This is a genomic window from Agrobacterium sp. rho-13.3 (assembly GCF_033957765.2).
In the GTDB taxonomy this organism is placed as follows: domain Bacteria; phylum Pseudomonadota; class Alphaproteobacteria; order Rhizobiales; family Rhizobiaceae; genus Agrobacterium.
This window is the reverse complement of record NZ_CP192774.1, coordinates 1,963,327-1,982,926: the sequence shown is the minus strand read 5'-3', so window position 1 is coordinate 1,982,926 and position 19,600 is coordinate 1,963,327. Positions and strand designations below refer to the sequence as shown.

The following is a 19,600-nucleotide window of genomic DNA, read 5'->3' as shown; positions in this document are numbered from 1 at the left end:
TTTATTAGGATATTTTAACTATAATTTTTAATAGGCCATTCAGGTTTTGCTATGGCGTCTACTCGGTTTTCGCGAGTTGTTGTGATTGCGGAAACCCTGCATTTTAAAACATTCGCTTGACTTTCCTCGCTAAAAATACGACATGCCACTCCAAGCTTTCACCCTCGGCAGCCGCGTGAGCTGCAGCGTCAACCAAAACCATACGACGCATGAAGGAAAAAAGCGCATTGATACAGGAGACGGCGTACGCGCCGCACTGAAGCGCAGAAAGTCATTCCAACCCACAAGTTCCCAATTCACGCGGGGTTCTTGACGCCAAGACAACCGGACAGCAAGGGCTGATCCGGGCTTAAGCGTTTTGGCGCCCCGAAAGGCTATACTATTGACCAGTTTTAACGAACTCGGCCTCTCTGAAAAACTCGTGGCTGGCGTTACCCAGCTCGGTTACACCACGCCGACCCCTATTCAGGAAAAGGCGATCCCGCTTCTTCTCGAAGGTCGCGATATGATCGGTCTGGCACAGACCGGCACAGGCAAGACGGCCGCTTTCGGCCTGCCTATCATTGAAATGCTGCTGAAAATTCAGGACCGTCCTGCAAACCGCACCTGCCGCACGCTGATCCTCGCGCCAACCCGCGAACTGGTCAACCAGATCGGTGACAGCCTGCGTTCGTTCGTTCGCAAGACCCCGCTCAAGATCAATCAGGTCGTTGGTGGCGCGTCCATCAACAAACAGCAGCTTCAGCTGGAAAAAGGCACCGATATTCTCGTTGCCACGCCTGGCCGTCTGCTCGACCTCATTTCCCGCAACGCGATCTCGCTGTCCAAGGTCACGTTCCTTGTGCTTGATGAAGCCGACCAGATGCTGGACCTTGGCTTCATTCACGATCTGCGCAAGATTTCCAGAATGGTGCCTCCTGGCCGTCAGACGCTGTTGTTCTCGGCAACCATGCCAAAGGCAATTGCCGATCTCGCAGGCAGCTACCTGACCAACCCGGTCACCGTTCAGGTTACGCCTCCCGGCAAGGCTGCCGACAAGGTTGAACAGTATGTTCACTTCGTCGTTGGCAAAAACGACAAGACTGAGCTTCTCAAGAAGACGCTCAACGAAAACCCGGATAGCCGCTCTATCGTGTTCCTGCGCACTAAGCATGGCGCTGAAAAGCTGTCCAAGTATCTGGAGCACATTGGCTTCAAGGTTGCGTCGATCCACGGCAACAAGAGCCAGGGTCAGCGCGAACGCGCGTTGAAGGGCTTCAAGGACGGCGAATTCAAGGTTCTGGTTGCGACCGACGTGGCCGCACGCGGTATCGATATTCCGGCTGTAACGCATGTCTTCAACTATGACCTGCCTGAAGTGGCTGATGCCTATGTTCACCGTATCGGTCGTACGGCGCGTGCGGGTCTTGATGGTATTGCCATTGCATTCTGCGCACCGGATGAAACCCGTCTGCTGCATGACATCGAAAAGCTGATGAAGATCGAAATTCCTGTCCTTTCCGGCGAACGTCCGGCAGGTCTGGCAAGCCCATCTCGCGGCAACAACAACAACCGTGGCGCTGGCAATCGCGGTAACGCAAATGCCAACGGCCCCCGCCGTCAGGGTGGCGAGCGCGGCGAACGTGCCCATGGTGATCGTCCTCAGCGTGGACACCGCGAAGGCGGTGCGCCGCGTGATGGTGGACGTCGCAATGGCGAATTCCGTGGTCAACGCGCAGGTGAGTATGCACCCGTCGAGCGTGACAACGATCTGGACGGTACATCCGATTTCAAGCGTGCGAACACGAACGCCGAAGGCGCTGCAGGCAAGCCCGCTGGCAACCGCAATCATCGCGGTGGTCAGGGTCGTCCAGCGCGCAAGACTGGTTCCTTTGCACCTGCCGGTCAGGGCCGTCCTGCTGGCAACGCCGGTCGTGGTCGCAAGCGCGGCTGATAGACGTTCATTCTAAAAACAAACCGCCCGGATTTTATCCGGGCGTTTTTCGTTTCAGGCTTCAGGTTTTGTACCGCACAGCATTTCGCGTTTTCCGGCAAAACCGGGTCGCCTCTCGACTTTAAAACCAGCCGCACCAAGATTGCGCCGCACGAAACCAGCCGCCGCAAAGGTCGCGAATGTGCCGCCGGGTGCAGTTTTTTCAAACAGGGCCGACATAATTTCCAGCGACCACATATCCGGGTTACGGGCTGGCGAAAAACCATCGAGATACCAGGCATCGAAAGCGTCGGTGCTCTGTAAAATCCCCAGCTTTGCATCGCTGCACACAACGGTCAGCTTCGTTTGTTCATCCAGAGTGATCTCGACCGATCCTTCCGGCTGGGCGGGCCAGTGCGCGACCAGAACCTTGCGCTCCGCATCCAGTTCCGGCCAGCGGGAAAGGGCACGATTAAGCTCATGCGCCGTCATCGGATAAAGCTCGAAGGACACGAAATGCAGTTGCGCATGGGCGGGGCGAGACAGTTTCCATTGCCGCCATGTTTCACACAGGTTCAGCGCCGTTCCGAAACCAAGTTCGCCAATGCGGAATGTTCCCTCCGCCGTTTGCCAGCGTTCAGGCAAGCCGTTGCCCGCCAGCGAGATATGGCTGCATTCCTGCCGTCCGTCCGTCTGGCAATAAAAATGGTCGCCAAAGGCCAGCGAATAGGGCATATCGCCCTCTCGCCAATCCAGCATATTTGAGCCGGCTCTTTCCGGCTGAGTGTTATCGGGATGTGTCATGCTTAAAGCCGATAGTCTTCCCGGAGAAACAGGTCAATCTCCTTTGCCATCCACCGCCTCGTTGCTGATCATCGGAGGTGGGATTATGGGCCTGTGGGCGGCAGTCAAAGCCGAACGTCTGGGCATCGACACTTTACTGGTGGATGCGGGCAAATTCGGAAGCGGTGCGAGTGGAGGGCTGCTTGGCGCACTCATGCCACATATGCCGGATCGCTGGTCGGATAAAAAGCAGTTTCAATTCGATGCCCTGTTGAGCCTTGAGGCCGAAATCAGAGTTTTGGAAGCGGAAACGGGTCTTTCGGCAGGCTACAGACGCTGCGGGCGCATCATCCCTTTGCCCAAGCCGCATCTGCGGCCTATTGCGGAACGGCATCAAAATGATGCGCTCACCAACTGGAGCCATGCCGGGCAGCAATTTCACTGGCATCTGTTGGATGCCCTGCCGGTAGGTGGGTGGATCAATCCTGCTGCGGGTGAGGCGGGTTTTGTCCAAGACACGTTTGCCGGAAGGGTGGCCCCGCGATCCTTCGTCGCCATGCTGGCGGCCTATCTACGGACGGCGAAGCATGTGCGCGTTGTCGAGGAATGCGGTGTCACCAACCTAGATGCCGGCGGAACGGCGACGTTGGCAAATGGACAGAGCGTTCTTTTCGACCACGCCATCGTCGCGGCAGGGCATCAATCATTCCCTCTGTTGTCGGACACCTTCCACCTGCCTCCGCAACCGCGATTGGGCCAGCCGGTCAAAGGGCAGGCGGCGCTGCTGCAAGCCAATGTTGATCCTTCAATGCCAGTCGTTTTTCTGAACGGCCTTTACATCGTGCCGCATGAAGACGGCACGGTTGCCATTGGCAGCACGAGTGAAGAGGAGTTTGACGATGCATTTTCCACGGATGAAAAACTGGAGGCGCTGATTGCGAAAGCGATCCAAATCGTGCCGTCTCTCTCAAAAGCCGCTGTTCTTGAGCGCTGGGCCGGGTTGCGGCCCAAGGCGATCGGGCGCGAGCCCATGGTGGGCGTCCATCCCGAGCATTCCCGTATCGTCGCACTGACCGGGGGGTTCAAAGTGAGCTTTGGACTGGCGCATCGTCTGGCGGATGCAGCGTTGAATGCTGTACAGGGCCGGGCCTTGGATGTGCCGACCAGTTTCACGACTGAAGATCACATTCACGTATTCAATCGAAATATTTGATTCGACTGTATTTACGCGTCGTTAATCTGTCATGCAAATCACCTAACAGCTTGTCCCATGCAGTATAGTTGACGAAATCCGTTCTGCACGGCGGGGTGACAAAGCATGCGGTATGCCATTCATTTTACGCCTTCTCCCAACGACCCGATGACGCACGCGGCGGCGGCATGGCTCGGGCGCGATGTTTATTCCGGCCAGAGCGTGGAGCCGCCTGCGGTGGCGAGCCTCGGCATGCAGGAAATTTCCTATCACACCGCCCTGCCGCGCCGTTATGGCTTTCATGGTCTCATCAAGGCCCCGTTCAGGCTGGCGGAAGACGTGTGCGAAGCAACATTGCTGCGCGGGCTGATGCATTTTGCAGGCACACACCAGCCATTCACTTTGCCACCACTGGAAATCGCAAAGCTCGGCAATCTCTATGGTCTGGTGCCGTCATGGCCATCGGAAACACTGAATTTTCTCGCTGCAAGCGTGGTGCAGGAATTCGACCGTTACCGCGCACCGCTTTCGGATGCGGATATCGAGCGCGCCGACCCGGATCGTCTATCGGCCACCCAGCTCACCAATCTGCATCGCTGGGGACATCCTTATGTGATGGATGAATTCCGTTTTCAGATGACGCTGACGGGCGGCGTAACCCCCGGCGATTGCCTTCGGGTGGAGCGTGCCGTACGGGGCGTGTTCGAGCCTTTGCTGAAGCGGCAGCTTGAATTTTCCAATCTCGCACTTTTTGTAGAAGATGAAGCGGGTGCGCCGTTTCGCGTCCATTCACTGCATCCCATGGGGCGTGTTTCAGCGCGCAAAATAGCATAAGCGAAAATGCTCTCGACTTTCGGCTTCGCAATGTTACCGTTCACGAAATTTGCGTGAAGGTGATTTGATGATCTCTGCTGACTATCCCCGTAATCTCATTGGTTATGGTCGTAATACCCCTGATCCGAAATGGCCCGGTGACGCGAGAATCGCCGTGCAGTTCGTTATCAATTACGAAGAGGGCGGGGAAAGCAGCATTCTGGATAGCGACAAGGCATCCGAGTCGCTGCTCTCGGAAATCGTAGGCGCGCAGCCTTGGCCGGGGCAGCGCAATCTCAATATGGAATCGATTTACGAATATGGTTCCCGCGCCGGTTTCTGGCGGCTGTGGCGCATGTTCACCAACCTCGGCGTGACCACCACGGTTTACGGTGTGACCTCTGCCATGGCGCGCAACCCGGAAGCCGTTGCCGCGATGAAAGAGGCGGGCTGGGAAATCGCCAGCCACGGTTATCGATGGCTGGAATATAAGGATTTTTCCGAAGAAGAAGAGCGCAAGCATGTGCTGGAAGCCGTGCGCCTGCATACGGAACTGACGGGGGAACGTCCTTACGGCATGTATCAGGGCAAGCCATCCGATAACACCTTGCGTCTGGTGATGGAGGAGGGCGGGTTTCTTTATTCCTCCGATTCCTACGCGGATGATCTGCCCTATTGGGTGAAAGGTCTGAAGGACGACCCGTTTCTGATCATCCCCTACACGCTTGATACCAACGATATGCGCTTCGCCACCCCGCAGGGCTTTAATTCCGGCGACCAGTTTTTTGCCTATCTGAAAGATGCCTTTGATGTGCTCTATCAGGAGGGTGTCGAAGGCGCCGCCAAGATGATGAGCATCGGCCTGCATTGCCGGCTCGTCGGGCGTCCGGGCCGGGCGGCTGCACTTCGTCGTTTTGTTGAATATGTGCTGGGCCACGAGAAAGTGTGGATACCACAGCGCGTCGAGATCGCCCGCCATTGGCATGAGCATCATAAGCCGGAGGTGGTGTGATGGTTGAGCGTGCAGAATTTATCAGCCGCTTTGGCGGTGTTTTCGAACATTCGCCTTTTATCGCCGAACGGGCTTACGATGCAGGTGAAATCAGCGAGCCGTTGACCGCAACAGGTGTTCATGCTGCTCTTTCTGCCGAGTTTCGTGCGGCCTCCCATGAGGAAAGACTGGGCGTTTTACGTGCCCACCCGGATCTGGCGGGAAAACTTGCCATCGCTGGGGAGCTCACTGACGATAGCCGCAACGAGCAGGCCGGCGCAGGGCTTGATCGTCTTTCGCCGCAGGAACATGCGCGCTTTACAGAGCTGAATGCCGCTTATGTCAAGAAGAACGGATTTCCTTTCATCATCGCCGTCAAGGGGCTGTACCGGCAAGATATTCTCCACGCTTTCGAAACGCGCATCGGCAACGACGCGGAAGAGGAATTCACGACCGCCACCACGCAGGTGGAGAAAATTGCATGGCTGCGATTGTCTGCCCTTTTGCCGGAAAACTGAGGCGTTTGGCTTGCCTTTTCATGCACTTGTCCGCACTCTATATTGAGGATCAGGAGATAGGTCTCATGAGACCCTCAGAAGTGCTGGAAAAGAACCGGGAAGCCATCCGCGAAGCGACCAAACGCTTTAACGCGGCCAATCCGCGCGTCTTCGGTTCGGTCGCACGGGGAGAGGACAGACCGGACAGCGATCTTGATATTCTGGTGGATGCTTTGCCCGGCTCGACACTACTTAGTCTTGGGGGATTGCAGGACACACTCGACCAAATGATGCTCGGCACGAAAATTCATCTTCTCACACCTGGCGATTTTCCTGAACGCGTAAAAATCAGAGTCCTCTCAGAAGCGAAACCCATATGACTATGGATCGTCGTTTAGACTATCTGTCTGATATGCGACGGGCAGGCAATGCAGCCATTGGTTTTGTCGCCGGGATGCAAAAGGAAGAGTTTCTATCCGACATACGGACTCAGCATGCAATTGGTATGTGTCTTATTGTGATCGGTGAAGCGACGGTTCGGTTGATGGATTCTTACCCCGACTTCATTGTGGAACATCCGGCTTTCCCCTGGCACGCCATTCGGGGATTGCGTAATCGTATGGCGCACGGATATTTCGGACTTGATCTCGAAATCATCTGGGAAACGACGCAAGCAACGATCCCGGAACTGTTGTCCGGCCTCGACGCCATACAAAACTGGCATGCCCAAGGTGAATGAATTTTGACTGAATTTCTTGAAATCCTGCCCCTTACACAAAAAGCATTCGCGGCGTTTGGTGAGGTGATTGAAGCTGACCCGGCGACCATGCGGCTCATCAATGGCGGTAATACTGAGCGTTATCACGCTTTGACCGAGCCGGAGGTAACAGGTGAGGGCGCCCGCATCGTTCTGAATATTTTTCGCGGCCAGCCGCGCCAGTTTCCTTATGTCGTGGATATGATGGAACGGCATCCGCTGGGAAGTCAGAGTTTTTCGCCGCTGTCCAATCGGCCTTTTCTGGTTGTCGTTTCAGACGACGATGGGGGTAAGCCGGGAACGCCACAGGTGTTTCTGGCGCAAAGCCACCAAGGCGTAAACTATCGCCGCAACGTCTGGCACCATCCATTGATGGCGATTGGTGCGACGTGCGATTTTCTGGTTGTGGATCGGGATGGGCCGGGCAACAATCTGGAAGAGTTCTTTTTCGATACCCCCTTTTTCATCGCGGAGCCAAAGCCATGACGGGCCTGACCACCCATGTTCTCGACGCTGCCCATGGCACGCCCGCGCAAGGTCTGAAGATCGAGCTTTATCGGCTCGACGGCGAAAGCCGTGAAAAGCTGAAGACGGTGGAAACCAACAGCGATGGTCGCGTCGACGGCGGGCCGCTGCTGATTGGTGAGGAATTTCGTGCCGGTCAATATGAGCTTGTGTTTCATGCGGGCGACTATCTACGATCTAAAGACCTTGCTCTGCCGGAACCTGCCTTCCTCGACATCATCCCCATTCGTTTCGGCATAGCGGACGAAAGCGGGCATTATCATGTCCCGTTGCTGCTTTCGCCCTATAGTTACTCCACCTATCGCGGAAGCTGACGCTGATGATCTTTGCCGCCATTGCCGATGTTCATGGAAATTGTGCTGCGCTGGACGCGGTGCTTGCGGATATTGAAAAGCTTGGCATTGAGGATGTCGTAAACCTCGGGGATTGTTTCAGCGGTCCTTTAGAGGCTGGTATCACTGGTGATATACTGCTGAAAAACAGGATTCCATCGGTGCGCGGAAACCATGATCGCGCTCTTATCGATCGTCCTTTCGAGGCGATGGGCGATTGGGAAAAACCTGCACACGCGCAACTTTCCGCAGCTCACCTCGACTGGTTACAGACCTTGCCGTTCGATATGGTTTTCAAGGATGTGGCCTATTGCTGCCACGGTTCACCGAAAGACGATCTGGAGTACTGGCTGGAAAGACTTTCGCCCGAAGGCGTCCTTCATCTGCGCCCGCTTGATGAAATCGAGGTGCTTGCCGAAGGCATCGAGCAGACATTGATGCTGTGCGGTCACACGCATATCGCCCGGACGGTGCAGCTTTCGGACGGTCGCTTGATTGTTAATCCCGGCAGTGTCGGTTGCCCCGGATGGACGGATAATGAGCCATTTTACCATCAGGTGGAGGCCGGACATCCGTTCGCCAGCTATGCCGTTCTGGAAGAAACCGGGCGGGGCTGGCAGGTGTATTTCCGCCAGGTGCGCTACGATAATCTGGCCATGGCAGAACTTGCCCGTGTGAACGGTATGCCGCGACTGGCCAATGTCATCGTTGGTGGCTGGCTTAGCCTTCGCTCGACATGACCACGCAAGAATAAGAGTGCGCTTTCAAGTCTTTGCAGGCTGAAAGTGCCGCTTCCTGACTGTCAAAGCCCGTAAACCGTGCGCGGTGCAGTGTGGCAGAGCCGCTGCGCACCGCTTCGGTGTAGGGTGCTATTCCCGCATAATTTGACAGGATAGAAGGCCGGGCATTGCGCAAAAGCGAAAGGGCGGCCGCCTTGCTGTCCGCTGCCGCAATCTGAACTTCCCATGCGCTGCGTTTGGATGCTGTCGGCGGCGCAACAGAGGTCTGGATCGCGTCCGCCATCACAGTGTTGGCTGCGGCGATCTGCATGGCGACAGGATCGCGCCGCTCTGCAAACATCGGCAGTGGCACGCTTGCCGGTGGCAGATCGAATGTTCTGCTGGTGCTTGCGCTGGCAATCAGCTGCTCGCTGCTGTGGGTTCTGGATGCTTTTGGCACGGCCTTGTCCAGAAGGGCTGCCATTTGGTTATCGCGACTGCGTGATGTCTTGCCGCCCAGTACGACGCCGACGACGCTGCGGCCATTGTGGTTGACGGCGCTGACGAGATTGAAGCCGGAAGCGTTGGTGTAACCGGTCTTGATTCCGTCCACGCCTTGATAGCTGGTCAAAAGCCGGTTGTGGCCCCGGATCGTGTTTCCACGAAATTTGAAAGAGCTGGTGTTGAACATCTTGTATTCTTTGGGAAAATCCCGCTGAAGCGCAAGGCCGAGCTTTGCCATGTCCCGTGCTGTCGTAACCTGCGCTTTGTTGGGCAGGCCGGAGGCATTGCGGAATGTCGTGCTCGACATGCCAAGCTGGCGCGCTTTGCGCGTCATCATCTGCGCAAATTTTGCCTCCGAGCCACCCAGATGGTCGCCCATACCTTCGGCCAGATCATTGGCGGATTTGACGATCATGCCATAGACCGCTTCGCGCACGGTGAAGGTGGTGCCTGCTCTGACCCACAGCTTTGAGGGAGCGGCTGATGAGCCGTGCTTGGACATTTTGATGCGCTGGTCCCATGTCAGGCGGCCATGATGTAGCGCCTCGAAAACCAGATACAGCGTCATCATTTTTGTGAGCGATGCAGGGTAGTTTTTGACGTCGGCGTTTTGCGATGCCAGCACTTTCCCCGTATTCGCGTCCATAATGAAATGCGCGTAACCCGCCTGCGCCGGAGACGCCAGCAACGAGATGACCGTGCAGAGGAAGGCCAGAGCAAAAATCCACGCTCCGTCCATTCTCCGTTTGATCGTTCCCAACATAAATCCACCCCTTGTCCGTCCATTCGCCGTCGCTGAACCTAATGCCACTTTTGGGCAACAAAACCGTTCAAACTTTAAAGGCTGTTTTCATCCTTAATTAAGTATGAAAATCCACCCCCATTGGTGGCAGGTGATTTTCTTGACAAGAAACCAACCGTCCGGTATGTTTATGACATGAGTGTTTTGAACGAACGAAAAAAACAGCCGGATGTCGTGCGGCGAAACCTGCTGGACTGTGCCGCCAGACTTGCGGCAGAGCAGGGGTTTTCGGCTGTTTCCGTTCAGGCCGTGGCGTCTGCTGCTGGCGTCACCAAGGGTGGGTTGTTTCACCATTTTGCCTCAAAGCAGGCCCTGTTGGAAGCGGTGCTTGGCGACCTGTTGGAGAAGATGGACACGGAAATCGACGCGCTGATCTCACAGGATTGTGAGAGCTACGGATGCTTTACGCGGGCCTATGTGAATGCGTTTTTCGCAGATCGAGGGCGAACGTCTTATGCGGAATGGTCGGCAATGTCGGTTGCGCTGATCAGCGAGCCGTCGTTGCGGCAGATGTGGGAAAGCTGGATCGGCGGGCGTCTGGAGCGTCACATAAAGACAGATGGCGATATCGGTCTTGAGCTTGTCAGGCTTGCCACAGATGGCATCTGGCTTGCGGATTTGATGAGCGATAACGGCCGTGCGGGCGGTGAAAGACTGACTCTGCACAAGCGCCTCATCAGCGCGACACAAAAGGAAAACTCGAAATGAACCCGGCTCTTCTGACTTACGGCGCGCTTGTCGCAGCCATCGTCTGCGAAGTTATCGCGACGTCTTTTTTGCAGCAATCACAGCAGTTTACCCGGCTTGTGCCAACCCTGCTCATGGCCGCGTTTTACGGCGCAGCGTTCTTCCTGCTGTCGTTCACCCTGCGAACAATCCCTGTTGGCGTCGCCTATGCCATATGGAGCGGCCTCGGCATTGTGCTGATTTCGGCTGTCGGCTATTTCGTCTTTCGCCAGACGCTTGATCCCGCGGCAATGATTGGGCTTGGCCTGATTATCACGGGCGTCATCGTCGTGAATGTGTTTTCAAAGACGGTAGGGCATTGAGAGGGCTTTTGCCCTCTCAATTCACCAGAATGCTGCGGTCCACATCGGTCAACAGCCGCTTGCCGCAGAGCGCCATGGTGACGTCCATTTCCTTGCGGATGATTTCCAGCGCGGTGGTGACACCCTGTTTGCCGTCTGCGCCAAGACCGTAAAGGAACGGGCGACCGATATAGGTGCCTTTCGCGCCGAGTGCGACAGCCTTCAGCACATCTTGGCCGGAGCGAATGCCGCCGTCTATGTGGATTTCTATGCGGTCGCCAACGGCATCGACGATCTTCGGCAACATGGCGATGGAAGATAGCGCGCCGTCCAGCTGGCGGCCACCGTGGTTGGAGACGATAATGGCATCCGCGCCTGTATCGGCTGCGGCGCGGGCGTCTTCCTCGTCCAGAATGCCCTTGAGGATCAGCTTGCCACCCCAACGTTCCTTGATCCACTCCACGTCCTTCCACGACAGGCGCGGATCGAACTGTTCTGCCGTCCAGGATGACAGGGAAGAGAGGTCGGACACGTTCTTGGCGTGACCAACAATGTTGCCGAAGCTGCGACGCTTGGTCCGCAACATGTCAAGGCACCATTGCGGGCGTGTTGCCATTTGCCAGATGTGTTTTGGCGTGAATTTCGGCGGCGCTGAAAGTCCGTTGCGCAAATCCTTGTGGCGCTGACCGAGAATTTGCAGGTCGAGCGTCAGCACCAGTGCGGAGCATTTTGCCGCCTTGGCCCGGTCGATCAGATTGTTGACGAAGTCGCGGTCCTTCATCACGTAAAGCTGAAACCAGAATGGCCGCGCGGTAACGGAGGCTACGTCTTCGATAGAGCAGATGCTCATGGTGGATAGTGTGAAGGGAACACCGAATTCTTCCGCCGCCTTTGCGGCCAGCATTTCACCATCTGCGTGCTGCATGCCGGTGAGGCCAGTGGGGGAAAGCGCGACAGGCATCGATACGTTTTCGCCAATCATTGTCGTTGCCAGCGAACGGTCGGTCATATCCACCAGCACACGCTGGCGCAGCTTTATCTTCTGAAAATCATCCTCATTGGCGCGGTAGGTGCTTTCCGTCCAGGCACCGCTGTCGGCGTAATCGAAGAACATCTTCGGCACGCGACGTTGTGCCTGATTTTTCAAGTCCGAAATGGTCAATGCCTTGCCCATGGATAAAGCCTTCAAATTTGAATGTTGTGTTCGGATAGCATGAAATCGCTTTTTACGACATGAAAAATGTCAGATATCAGCTCCAGAAAGGGCGCAGGAAAAGCTCGCAGCCAAGCAGCAACAAAGCGAGGAGAAACCAGCGCCGGAATGTCGCGGGACTTACGATACGACGGATGCTTTGGCCTGCCCACATGCCCAGAAGGGCGGGGATGATGGCGAGGGCCGAAAGTGCCAGTTCCTGGGTCTGGAAGGCGGATTGGGAAGCAAGCCCCAGCGCCAACGCAACCGTTGACACCGTGAAGGAAAGCCCTAGCGCCTGAACCATATTATCCCGGTCAAAACCGAGCGACTGGAGATAGGGCACCGCCGGCACCACGAAAACGCCAGTCCCCCCCGTCAGAAGTCCGGTTATGAAACCTATGATCGGGGATAAGAGCTTTTCCATCCGTTGAGGAACGGAAAATGGCGGCGCGAGCAGGCTGTAGGCAGCGTAAAGGGCAAGAGCAGCGCCGAGCGCCGACGTTGCCCAGACGCCAGCCCCGCTTGTCATCAGGCCTATGCCGATCAATGTGCCGATGACGATCGCAAGCATCATCGGCCAAAGCCGTTTTAGAGTTTCCATGATGTTTGGGCCAGCGAATAGCTGCCAGATATTGGTGACCAGGGATGGCAGTATCAGCAGACCGGCGGCAGCGACAGGTGGCATGAACAGGCCGAGTACGCCCATGGCGACGGTCGGCAACCCCATGCCGGTCACGCCTTTGACTATGCCTGCCAGAATGAATGTGGCTGTGATCGCCAACAGGAAGGAAAAAGAAAAATCAGTCATTTATGAATGTTCGAGAGCTCTGGTGCTGCGGGCTGGACGAATAGAAAGGCCCGACCTTTGTAGGATATTTTTGCGCCCAGAGGGACAGTTTTCTGATGCGGTCGATTGTAAAAGATCAAAGCATTCACGCAATGACATACAAGCAAGCTCACAGATATCTCACATCAAAAAAAAGACCGCGGGCGATGAGCCGCCCGCGGTCAAAGTCAATATTGACGTTCGTAAGAGTTATCAGAACTCTTCCCAACTATCCTGAGCAACGGCTGCTGTGGAACCACCGCCGAAGGCGCTGGCGATCTTGCGACCGAGCGCGCGGGCGGGAGATGGTGCTGGTTTAGAGGCGTTGGAGGCCGATCTGACGGGAGCTGGCGACGATCTGGTGCGGCTTTCGCTTTCGCCCTGTCCAAGATTGAAGCGTGACAGCAGCTGGTTGAGAGATGCTGCTTCTTTGGCAAGGCTGTGGCTGGCCGCTGTCGATTCTTCCACCATAGCTGCATTCTGTTGCGTGCCCTGATCCATCGTGTTGACGGCGGTGTTGATTTCCTGAAGGCCAACCGACTGTTCGCGGGACGATTCCACGATCGCATTGATGTGGCGGTTGATTTCCTGGACTTCGGTGACGATCACCTCGAGCGCGCGACCGGTTTCACCAACCAGATTGACGCCAGAGCGAACTTGTTCGCCAGAGGTCGTGATCAGCGCCTTGATTTCCTTGGCTGCTTTCGCGGAACGCTGAGCCAATTCGCGAACTTCCTGCGCAACAACCGCAAAGCCTTTGCCTGCTTCACCGGCACGCGCCGCTTCCACACCGGCATTCAGTGCCAGAAGGTTTGTCTGGAAAGCGATCTCATCGATAGCGCTGATGATGTTGGTGATCTCGCCCGACGAACGCTCGATTTCGTTCATGGCGGTCACAGCCTGACGTACGACTTCACCGGACTTTTCGGCACCATCACGGGCCTTGGCAACCAGATGGCCGACTTCTTCGGCGCGGTTGCTAGAGTCTTTCACAGTTGTTGTGATCTGTTCCAGTGCGGCAGCCGTTTCCTCAACGGAAGCAGCCTGCTGCTCAGTACGCTTGGAGAGGTCGTCCGCAGCCGATCTGATCTCATTGGCACCCGCATCGATCCCGCGTGCGTTCTGTCCGACGGCACGAAGCGCGTCATTCAGATTGCTGACCGAGCCGTTGAAGTTATTGCGCAACGTATCAAGATGGGCAACGAACGGCGTTTCGATGCGGTATGCGACATCGCCATCGGCGAGACGGTGCAGACCATGTGCGAGCTGATCGACAGCGAATTTCGTGTCTTCTGCATCTCTGGTCTTCTGGTCTTCGCGCTCGATGCGTTCCTTCTCGGATATGCTGCGGTTTGCTTCTGCGTCCTTCTGGAGACGGATACGTTCAAGAGCGCTGTCGCGGAATACGGAAACAGCTTTCGCCATTTGGCCGACTTCATCGTTGCGCTCCTGTCCTTCGACGGGTGCCTCTGTCTCCCCCCGAGCGAGTGAGATCATGCGTTTGCGAAGGTTCGCGATGGGTGTCGTAATGCCTTTTGCGGATACGAAAAATGCCGCCAATATACCGAAGGAGAATGTCAGGCTGACAACGATGAGCGACGTGAAGATCGTTGAGCTCGTCTCCTTGTTGATGGCGTTGCTCTTGGTCGTGACGGCGTCGACCATCTGGGTGAGGAGCGTCGACGTTTCGCTCGTGAGAGGCAGAATGAGAGCGTCAGCTTTGAAAATCGTCTCTCTTGCCTGTTCATCCTGATCGAGCCTGCCCAACTCCACCGCCTTGTCGGTGAGTGCAATGACTCCGTTGGCTTTTACAATGATGTCATCAATTTTTGGAGCAAGAGACGGCATCTGTGTTTTGATGCGCGTAAGGCCGGTAATCAGTGTCGTCTTGCTATCCTGATAGAAATCCGTAGCCGCTTTGAATCTCGGATCCTGCCCTGGATAGGCCACGGCCTGATAGGCGCCATATGCGACGGCGACGAGATTGCGGCTGACACGCGACATGTCGACAGCCGCTGCGTTGTCCGTTGAAATGAAATCGTAATAGGCTTCATCTGCCGCCTTGTAACGGGCCGACATGAAAACAGTGGCACCGACTCCGACGATACAAAGGGGGATAATAAGGGATAAAATTTTTGTGCGTATGCTTGCATTCTTAAGAAATGACATCATTCCTCGCGATCTTGTTACTGCGAACGCGTGAATCCAAAGGCGCTACCCGTATTGCGGTAGAGCAAAGCTACTTCAGAGGCAGGAAGTTCGGCAAATGGATTTCATCATGACAGAGTAGTGTGCCGTCATGGCGACCGGGGGCGATGTTCTGTCGTTGCAATCAATAGAAGAGTATAGTTTAAATACAATTAATTTTAACACTGTTATTTCTAACGATAATATGCAATATTTATAATATATTCTTTGCTGCTATACCTGCAATATATGTTTCTGTCACGGTGCGGTCATCGCCCATTGTGAGCATAAGGAAAAGCTCTTCGGTTAAACTGCGCACGACTTCCATTTTCAGCGCCATGGCAGGGGTGGCGGAAGCGTTCAACACAGTTATATCCGCGTCCGTGCCCACATCCAGCGTTCCGATACGGTCGACCATTGAAAGCGCTTCCGCGTTTCCGCGTGTCATCAAATACCAGCTTTCCAACGGGTTCAATCGCTCGCCCAAGAGCTGCTGGATTTTGTAGGCCTCATCCATGGTGCGCAGCATGGAATAGCTGGAACCGCCGCCGATATCCGTGGCCACGGCAATACGCACCGGCTTTTCGCGGCGTTGCAGCTTTTTCATGGGGAAGAGGCCGGAGCCGATGAACAGGTTCGAGGTCGGGCAGTGGACGGCAACCGCACCTGTTTCGGAGAGGACATCGGCTTCGCGATCCGACAGATGGATGGCGTGGCCAAGCAGCGTCTTTTTGCCCATCAGGCCATAACGAACATAAATGTCGGTGTAGTCGATGGCTTCCGGGTAAAGCTCGCAGGTGTATTTGATCTCGTCCAGATTTTCCGACAAATGGGTCTGAATGAAAAGGTCTGGAAATTCCTGCGCCAGCGTCTGCGCGGCTTCCATCTGTCTTGGTGTGGAGGTTATGGCGAAGCGCGGCGTAATGGCCACATGGTTGCGGCCCTTGCCATGCCAGTCGGCAATCACCTGACGCGTTTCGTCGTAAGAGGTTTCCGGCGTGTCCAGCAACCCTTGCGGAGCGTTGCGGTCCATCATCACCTTGCCGCCCACCATCAGCATGTTGCGCTTCATGGCTTCCGCGAAAAAGGCATCTGCGGAGGTTTTGTGAACGGAACAGTAGGCAACCGCCGTTGTGGTGCCGTGGCGGATCAGTTCGTCGTAAAAATGTGTGGCGATACGCTGCGCATGGGCTGTTTCCACGAAGCGGCATTCTTCCGGGAAGGTGTAAGTGTTCAGCCATTCCAGAAGGTTGGCGGCGTAAGAGCCAATCACCTGCATCTGTGGGAAATGCAGGTGCATGTCGATCAGGCCCGGCACGATGAGGTGAGGGCGGTGATCCTTTTCCTCGACCTCTTCGGGTGCCTGTGTGCGGATATCGGCATAATCGCCAATGGCGATGATCTTGCCGTTGTCGATCAGCAGCCCGCCGTCTTCGATATAAAGATAGCTGTTCGTATCATCGATCGAAAGCGGTGCGCGGTTGAAGCTCAAAAGACGTCCGCGCAACAGAAGCATGCTCATTGATTTTTTCCCTGGGAGACGGCGCTTTCATACCACGCGGTCAGCACCTTGCGTTCTTGCGGCGTGATCGCCGTGATGTTGCCGGGCGGCATGGCATGGCTGCGGCCTGCCTGTAAATAGATTTCCCGCGCATGGGCCGCAATTTGCGCATCCGTTTCCAGTTTCACGGATTTGGGCGTGAAAGGCACACCCTCCCAGACCGGCTCTGCTGCATGGCACATGGAACAGCGACCCTGCACCACGTCTCGCGCCGAAGCGAAATGCACATCGGACGCAAAAAGCTGTTGAGTGGGGGACAGCGTTGCCGCCTTTTCTTCCTGCTCGCCCGTCAGCACTTTGGGCACTGTTGAAAGCCACATGATGAGGATAAAAATCAGCGCAGTGACCAGCCATGTCCATGTCGGCTTGCCCTTGCGGGCGTGGGTGGTGTTGAACCAGTGGCGGGTGGTGACGCCCATCAGGAACACCAGTGCGGCGATGATCCAGTTGAACTGCGTCGCAAAAGCCAGCGGATAGTGGTTCGACAGCATGAAGAAGATGACGGGCAGCGTCAGGTAGTTGTTGTGCAGCGAGCGCTGCTTGGCGATGCGACCATATTTCGGGTCCGGTGTGCGGCCGGCGATCAAATCCGCAACGACGATCTTCTGATTGGGGATAATGATCATGAAGACGTTCGCCGACATGATGGTGGCCGTAAACGCGCCAAGATGCAGAAAGGCGGCGCGTCCGGTGAAGACCTGCGTGTAGCCCCACGCCATCGCCACCAACGCGATGTAGAGCACGACCATCAGTCCCCAGGTGTTGTTGCCGAGCGGGGATTTGCAAAGGAAATCATAAAGCAGCCAGCCAAAAGCCAGCGACGCCAGCGAAAGACAGATGGCCTGAAACTGCGTGAGTTCAAGCACGGAATGATCGATGAGAAACAGATCAGCGCCGCCGTAATAAACGATGCAGAGCATGGCGAAACCGGAGAGCCACGTGGCGTAGCTTTCCCATTTGAACCATGTCAGGTGTTCCGGCATCTGCGCAGGGGCGACCAGATATTTCTGGATATGATAAAAGCCGCCGCCGTGAACCTGCCATTCCTCGCCATAAGCGCCGGGTGGCAGATGGGCGCGTTTTACCAGACCCAGATCAAGCGCGATGAAATAGAAGGATGAGCCAATCCAGGCAATGGCTGTGATGACGTGCAACCAGCGGACGGCAAAAGCCATCCATTCCCACGCAATGGCATATTCGTACATTATGTTCCCCTGTCTTTGCATTGCACAATGCGAAAAATTTACCGGGCAGAAAAGGGGGCATATGCGAAAGCAGCAGATATTGTTGCGAATAAGCATCTTATCCGTATGTGCCGCCAAATAATCCGTTGAGAAGACGTCTAATGAAATTTCGTTATTAGCTGGCTTTGTGCGACTCGGCTAAACTCGGCCCGGGTTTCAAGAGAAGCGCTTCGAAAGCGAGGTGTTATCGGCCCTTTAGGTTATCGTGCGTTGGTGCTTATCTTTTGGATTTTGCATGTTTGGCGTCCAGCCCAGCGTTAGGCAACCTTTTGACGTGTTCGCATGGCGGTTCCACCAGAAGCGCCAGCGCTGCGATGTGCCTCCGGGTGGAAACGGCAGTGTTGACGTAAATTGCGTCGTCATAAGTCTTGGAATGCGATTTTTTGTAAGCTGACGCAGTGCTTTCAGGGGCAGCCGCCGTTGTCATCAACGGAGAAATGCCGATGCGCCTTATTCTGCTAATGATGGTGATGATCTGTGCGCCCAGCGCCACCGCGCATGAAGCGCATAGCGGCTTCAAATATGAGCGCTATTGCTGCAATGGTGACGACCAAACGGGAGATTGCCAGATGATACCCATGCGGACCGTAAAAATTACGCCGGATGGCTATGTCGTCTCGCTCGGCCCGGGCGACCATCGGCTCGTGACTCGCAAGCATGTTTTCAACTGGTCCCAGGCGCAGGTCCGCCACTCGGATGACGGGGAATATCACCTTTGCCTTTATCCGAATGAGGATACGCCGCGCTGTTTTTATGCACCGGATATGGGTTTTTAATCGTGCTCCACATTGGGCATCAGCTTGAATATCCAGTCGCGAAACAGTTTGACCTTCGGCGTATTGGCGCGACCGTCCGGGTATGCAAGCCAGTAGTTTGCCGCATCGTAACTTTTGATGTCGAAAGGCTGGATAAGGCGTCCTAATGCCACCTCGTCGGCATAAAATTCCGGCGTGAGGATCGCCACGCCCTGACCGGCAATCGCCGCTGCCGCTTCGAATGTCTGGGCGCCGAAACGGCTTATGGGCCTGTCCTCCAATGGGGGGTCAAGCACGCCAGCGGCCTTGAACCATTGTGTCCACCACGGGTCGCCAGCATCGATAATACGCAGTTTGAGAAGATCTTCCGGTTCATTCACGCCGCCAATACTGGCCGCGAGCGTGGGGCTGAGCATGGGTGTGAACCCGCCGCGCATTAACAAATGCGCGGTAAGGCCGGGCCATTTTCCGTGGCCCGACCGGATGACCAGATCGATATCTGAATGGTTGACGTCCACAAAATCCTGCGAGGTTTCCAGACGAACCGCCAAGCCGGGATTTTCGACCTGAAATGCCACCATATGACGGGAGAGCCACCGTGCGGCAAAGGTTGGCGTGGTGTGAATGAACAGCGTCCCCCCGGTCGCCTGCTTGGCGTCGCTGACTGCGCTACGCAACGCCCCGAATGCGTCTGCCACGCGCGGTGCCAACCTCTCTCCGGTTTCCGTTAATGCCACTTGCCTGGGTTTGCGCACAAACACCGGCGCGCCGACAAAATCCTCCAGCAGCTTGATCTGATAACTTACCGCCGTCTGCGTCATGCCCAGTTCATCGCCAGCCTTGGTGAAATTGAGGTGGCGTGCCGCACTTTCAAAGACACGCAGGGCATTCAGTGGAAAGTTGCGCGACATTTTCATGGATAAGTTCTCTTTATCTATAGCGCATAAGTTTTCATTGGTTTTTGTTGATAAACAAGA

Annotated in this window: 21 protein-coding genes; 13 read left to right on the top strand and 8 right to left on the bottom strand. The window is 55.7% G+C overall.

Annotated elements, in window-relative coordinates; all coding sequences use genetic code 11:
* The first annotated feature begins 382 nt into the window (after positions 1-382).
* On the top strand, positions 383-1,933 hold the full coding sequence (locus tag RMR16_RS09850; protein WP_320198399.1) for a DEAD/DEAH box helicase: 1,551 nt from the start codon (positions 383-385) through the stop codon (positions 1,931-1,933).
* 54 nt (positions 1,934-1,987) lie between these two features.
* Here the strand turns inward: RMR16_RS09850 and mnmD are convergent, their stop codons facing one another.
* A complete protein-coding gene (mnmD, locus tag RMR16_RS09845) occupies positions 1,988-2,716 on the bottom strand; it encodes a tRNA (5-methylaminomethyl-2-thiouridine)(34)-methyltransferase MnmD (RefSeq protein ID WP_320198400.1) in 729 nt (242 codons plus the stop codon).
* Between mnmD and RMR16_RS09840 the strand changes: the two genes are divergently transcribed.
* From RMR16_RS09840 to RMR16_RS09800, 9 genes are all read left to right on the top strand, one after another.
* Entirely contained in the window at positions 2,715-3,908 is a 1,194-nt protein-coding gene (locus tag RMR16_RS09840; protein ID WP_320198401.1) for an NAD(P)/FAD-dependent oxidoreductase, read from the top strand. The genes mnmD and RMR16_RS09840 overlap by 2 nt on opposite strands.
* Positions 3,909-4,013: 105 nt before the next feature.
* Entirely contained in the window at positions 4,014-4,721 is a 708-nt protein-coding gene (locus RMR16_RS09835) for a DUF1045 domain-containing protein (protein ID WP_320198402.1), read from the top strand.
* Between the two features lie 67 nt (positions 4,722-4,788).
* The gene (gene puuE / locus RMR16_RS09830) at positions 4,789-5,712 is read left to right on the top strand and encodes an allantoinase PuuE (protein WP_320198403.1); all 924 of its coding nucleotides are present in this window, start codon (positions 4,789-4,791) and stop codon (positions 5,710-5,712) included.
* Positions 5,712-6,209, top strand: a complete 498-nt coding sequence (gene uraD / locus RMR16_RS09825) for a 2-oxo-4-hydroxy-4-carboxy-5-ureidoimidazoline decarboxylase (RefSeq protein ID WP_320198404.1) — start codon at positions 5,712-5,714, stop codon at positions 6,207-6,209. The genes puuE and uraD overlap by 1 nt, the downstream gene beginning before the upstream one ends.
* A 65-nt stretch (positions 6,210-6,274) precedes the next feature.
* Positions 6,275-6,568: a nucleotidyltransferase family protein gene (locus RMR16_RS09820; RefSeq protein WP_320198547.1), complete on the top strand. Its 294-nt coding sequence runs from the start codon at positions 6,275-6,277 to the stop codon at positions 6,566-6,568.
* Positions 6,565-6,927 (top strand): HepT-like ribonuclease domain-containing protein, encoded by a 363-nt coding sequence (locus tag RMR16_RS09815; RefSeq protein ID WP_320198405.1) that lies wholly within the window; start codon positions 6,565-6,567, stop codon positions 6,925-6,927. The genes RMR16_RS09820 and RMR16_RS09815 overlap by 4 nt, the downstream gene beginning before the upstream one ends.
* Positions 6,928-6,930: 3 nt before the next feature.
* The gene (locus RMR16_RS09810; RefSeq protein WP_320198406.1) at positions 6,931-7,431 is read left to right on the top strand and encodes an ureidoglycolate lyase; all 501 of its coding nucleotides are present in this window, start codon (positions 6,931-6,933) and stop codon (positions 7,429-7,431) included.
* A complete protein-coding gene (gene uraH, locus RMR16_RS09805; RefSeq protein ID WP_320198407.1) occupies positions 7,428-7,784 on the top strand; it encodes a hydroxyisourate hydrolase in 357 nt (118 codons plus the stop codon). Before RMR16_RS09810 ends, uraH begins: the two co-directional genes overlap by 4 nt.
* 5 nt (positions 7,785-7,789) lie before the next feature.
* Entirely contained in the window at positions 7,790-8,542 is a 753-nt protein-coding gene (locus RMR16_RS09800; RefSeq protein WP_320198408.1) for a metallophosphoesterase family protein, read from the top strand.
* Here the strand turns inward: RMR16_RS09800 and RMR16_RS09795 are convergent.
* Positions 8,523-9,764 (bottom strand): D-alanyl-D-alanine carboxypeptidase, encoded by a 1,242-nt coding sequence (locus RMR16_RS09795; protein ID WP_320198548.1) that lies wholly within the window; start codon positions 9,762-9,764, stop codon positions 8,523-8,525. The genes RMR16_RS09800 and RMR16_RS09795 overlap by 20 nt on opposite strands.
* Before the next feature lie 198 nt (positions 9,765-9,962).
* On the opposite strand from RMR16_RS09795, the gene RMR16_RS09790 reads away from it, so the two are divergent.
* Both RMR16_RS09790 and RMR16_RS09785 read left to right on the top strand, forming a co-directional pair.
* Positions 9,963-10,535 (top strand): TetR/AcrR family transcriptional regulator, encoded by a 573-nt coding sequence (locus RMR16_RS09790; protein ID WP_320198409.1) that lies wholly within the window; start codon positions 9,963-9,965, stop codon positions 10,533-10,535.
* On the top strand, positions 10,532-10,876 hold the full coding sequence (locus tag RMR16_RS09785) for a DMT family transporter (protein WP_320198410.1): 345 nt from the start codon (positions 10,532-10,534) through the stop codon (positions 10,874-10,876). Before RMR16_RS09790 ends, RMR16_RS09785 begins: the two co-directional genes overlap by 4 nt.
* 16 nt (positions 10,877-10,892) lie before the next feature.
* Here RMR16_RS09785 and RMR16_RS09780 read toward each other — a convergent pair whose 3' ends face one another.
* The 5 genes from RMR16_RS09780 to puuD form a co-directional block, all read right to left on the bottom strand.
* Complete coding sequence (locus RMR16_RS09780; RefSeq protein ID WP_320198411.1) at positions 10,893-12,029, bottom strand: alpha-hydroxy acid oxidase; 1,137 nt, start codon at positions 12,027-12,029, stop codon at positions 10,893-10,895.
* Positions 12,030-12,105: 76 nt separating this feature from the next.
* Positions 12,106-12,858, bottom strand: a complete 753-nt coding sequence (locus tag RMR16_RS09775; protein WP_320198412.1) for a sulfite exporter TauE/SafE family protein — start codon at positions 12,856-12,858, stop codon at positions 12,106-12,108.
* A gap of 231 nt (positions 12,859-13,089) precedes the next feature.
* Positions 13,090-15,045, bottom strand: coding sequence for a methyl-accepting chemotaxis protein (locus RMR16_RS09770; RefSeq protein WP_320198549.1), 1,956 nt, complete (start codon positions 15,043-15,045; stop codon positions 13,090-13,092).
* A gap of 232 nt (positions 15,046-15,277) precedes the next feature.
* Positions 15,278-16,585, bottom strand: coding sequence for a guanine deaminase (guaD, locus tag RMR16_RS09765; RefSeq protein ID WP_320198413.1), 1,308 nt, complete (start codon positions 16,583-16,585; stop codon positions 15,278-15,280).
* Entirely contained in the window at positions 16,582-17,829 is a 1,248-nt protein-coding gene (gene puuD / locus RMR16_RS09760; RefSeq protein ID WP_320198414.1) for a urate hydroxylase PuuD, read from the bottom strand. Before puuD ends, guaD begins: the two co-directional genes overlap by 4 nt.
* 482 nt (positions 17,830-18,311) lie before the next feature.
* Here puuD and RMR16_RS09755 point away from each other — a divergent pair, with 482 nt between their 5' ends.
* On the top strand, positions 18,312-18,644 hold the full coding sequence (locus RMR16_RS09755; protein WP_320198415.1) for a hypothetical protein: 333 nt from the start codon (positions 18,312-18,314) through the stop codon (positions 18,642-18,644).
* On the opposite strand, the gene RMR16_RS09750 is transcribed toward RMR16_RS09755, so the two are convergent.
* Positions 18,641-19,540, bottom strand: coding sequence for a LysR substrate-binding domain-containing protein (locus RMR16_RS09750; RefSeq protein ID WP_320198416.1), 900 nt, complete (start codon positions 19,538-19,540; stop codon positions 18,641-18,643). The two genes, RMR16_RS09755 and RMR16_RS09750, sit on opposite strands and share 4 nt — an antisense overlap.
* Between the last annotated feature and the right edge of the window lie 60 nt (positions 19,541-19,600).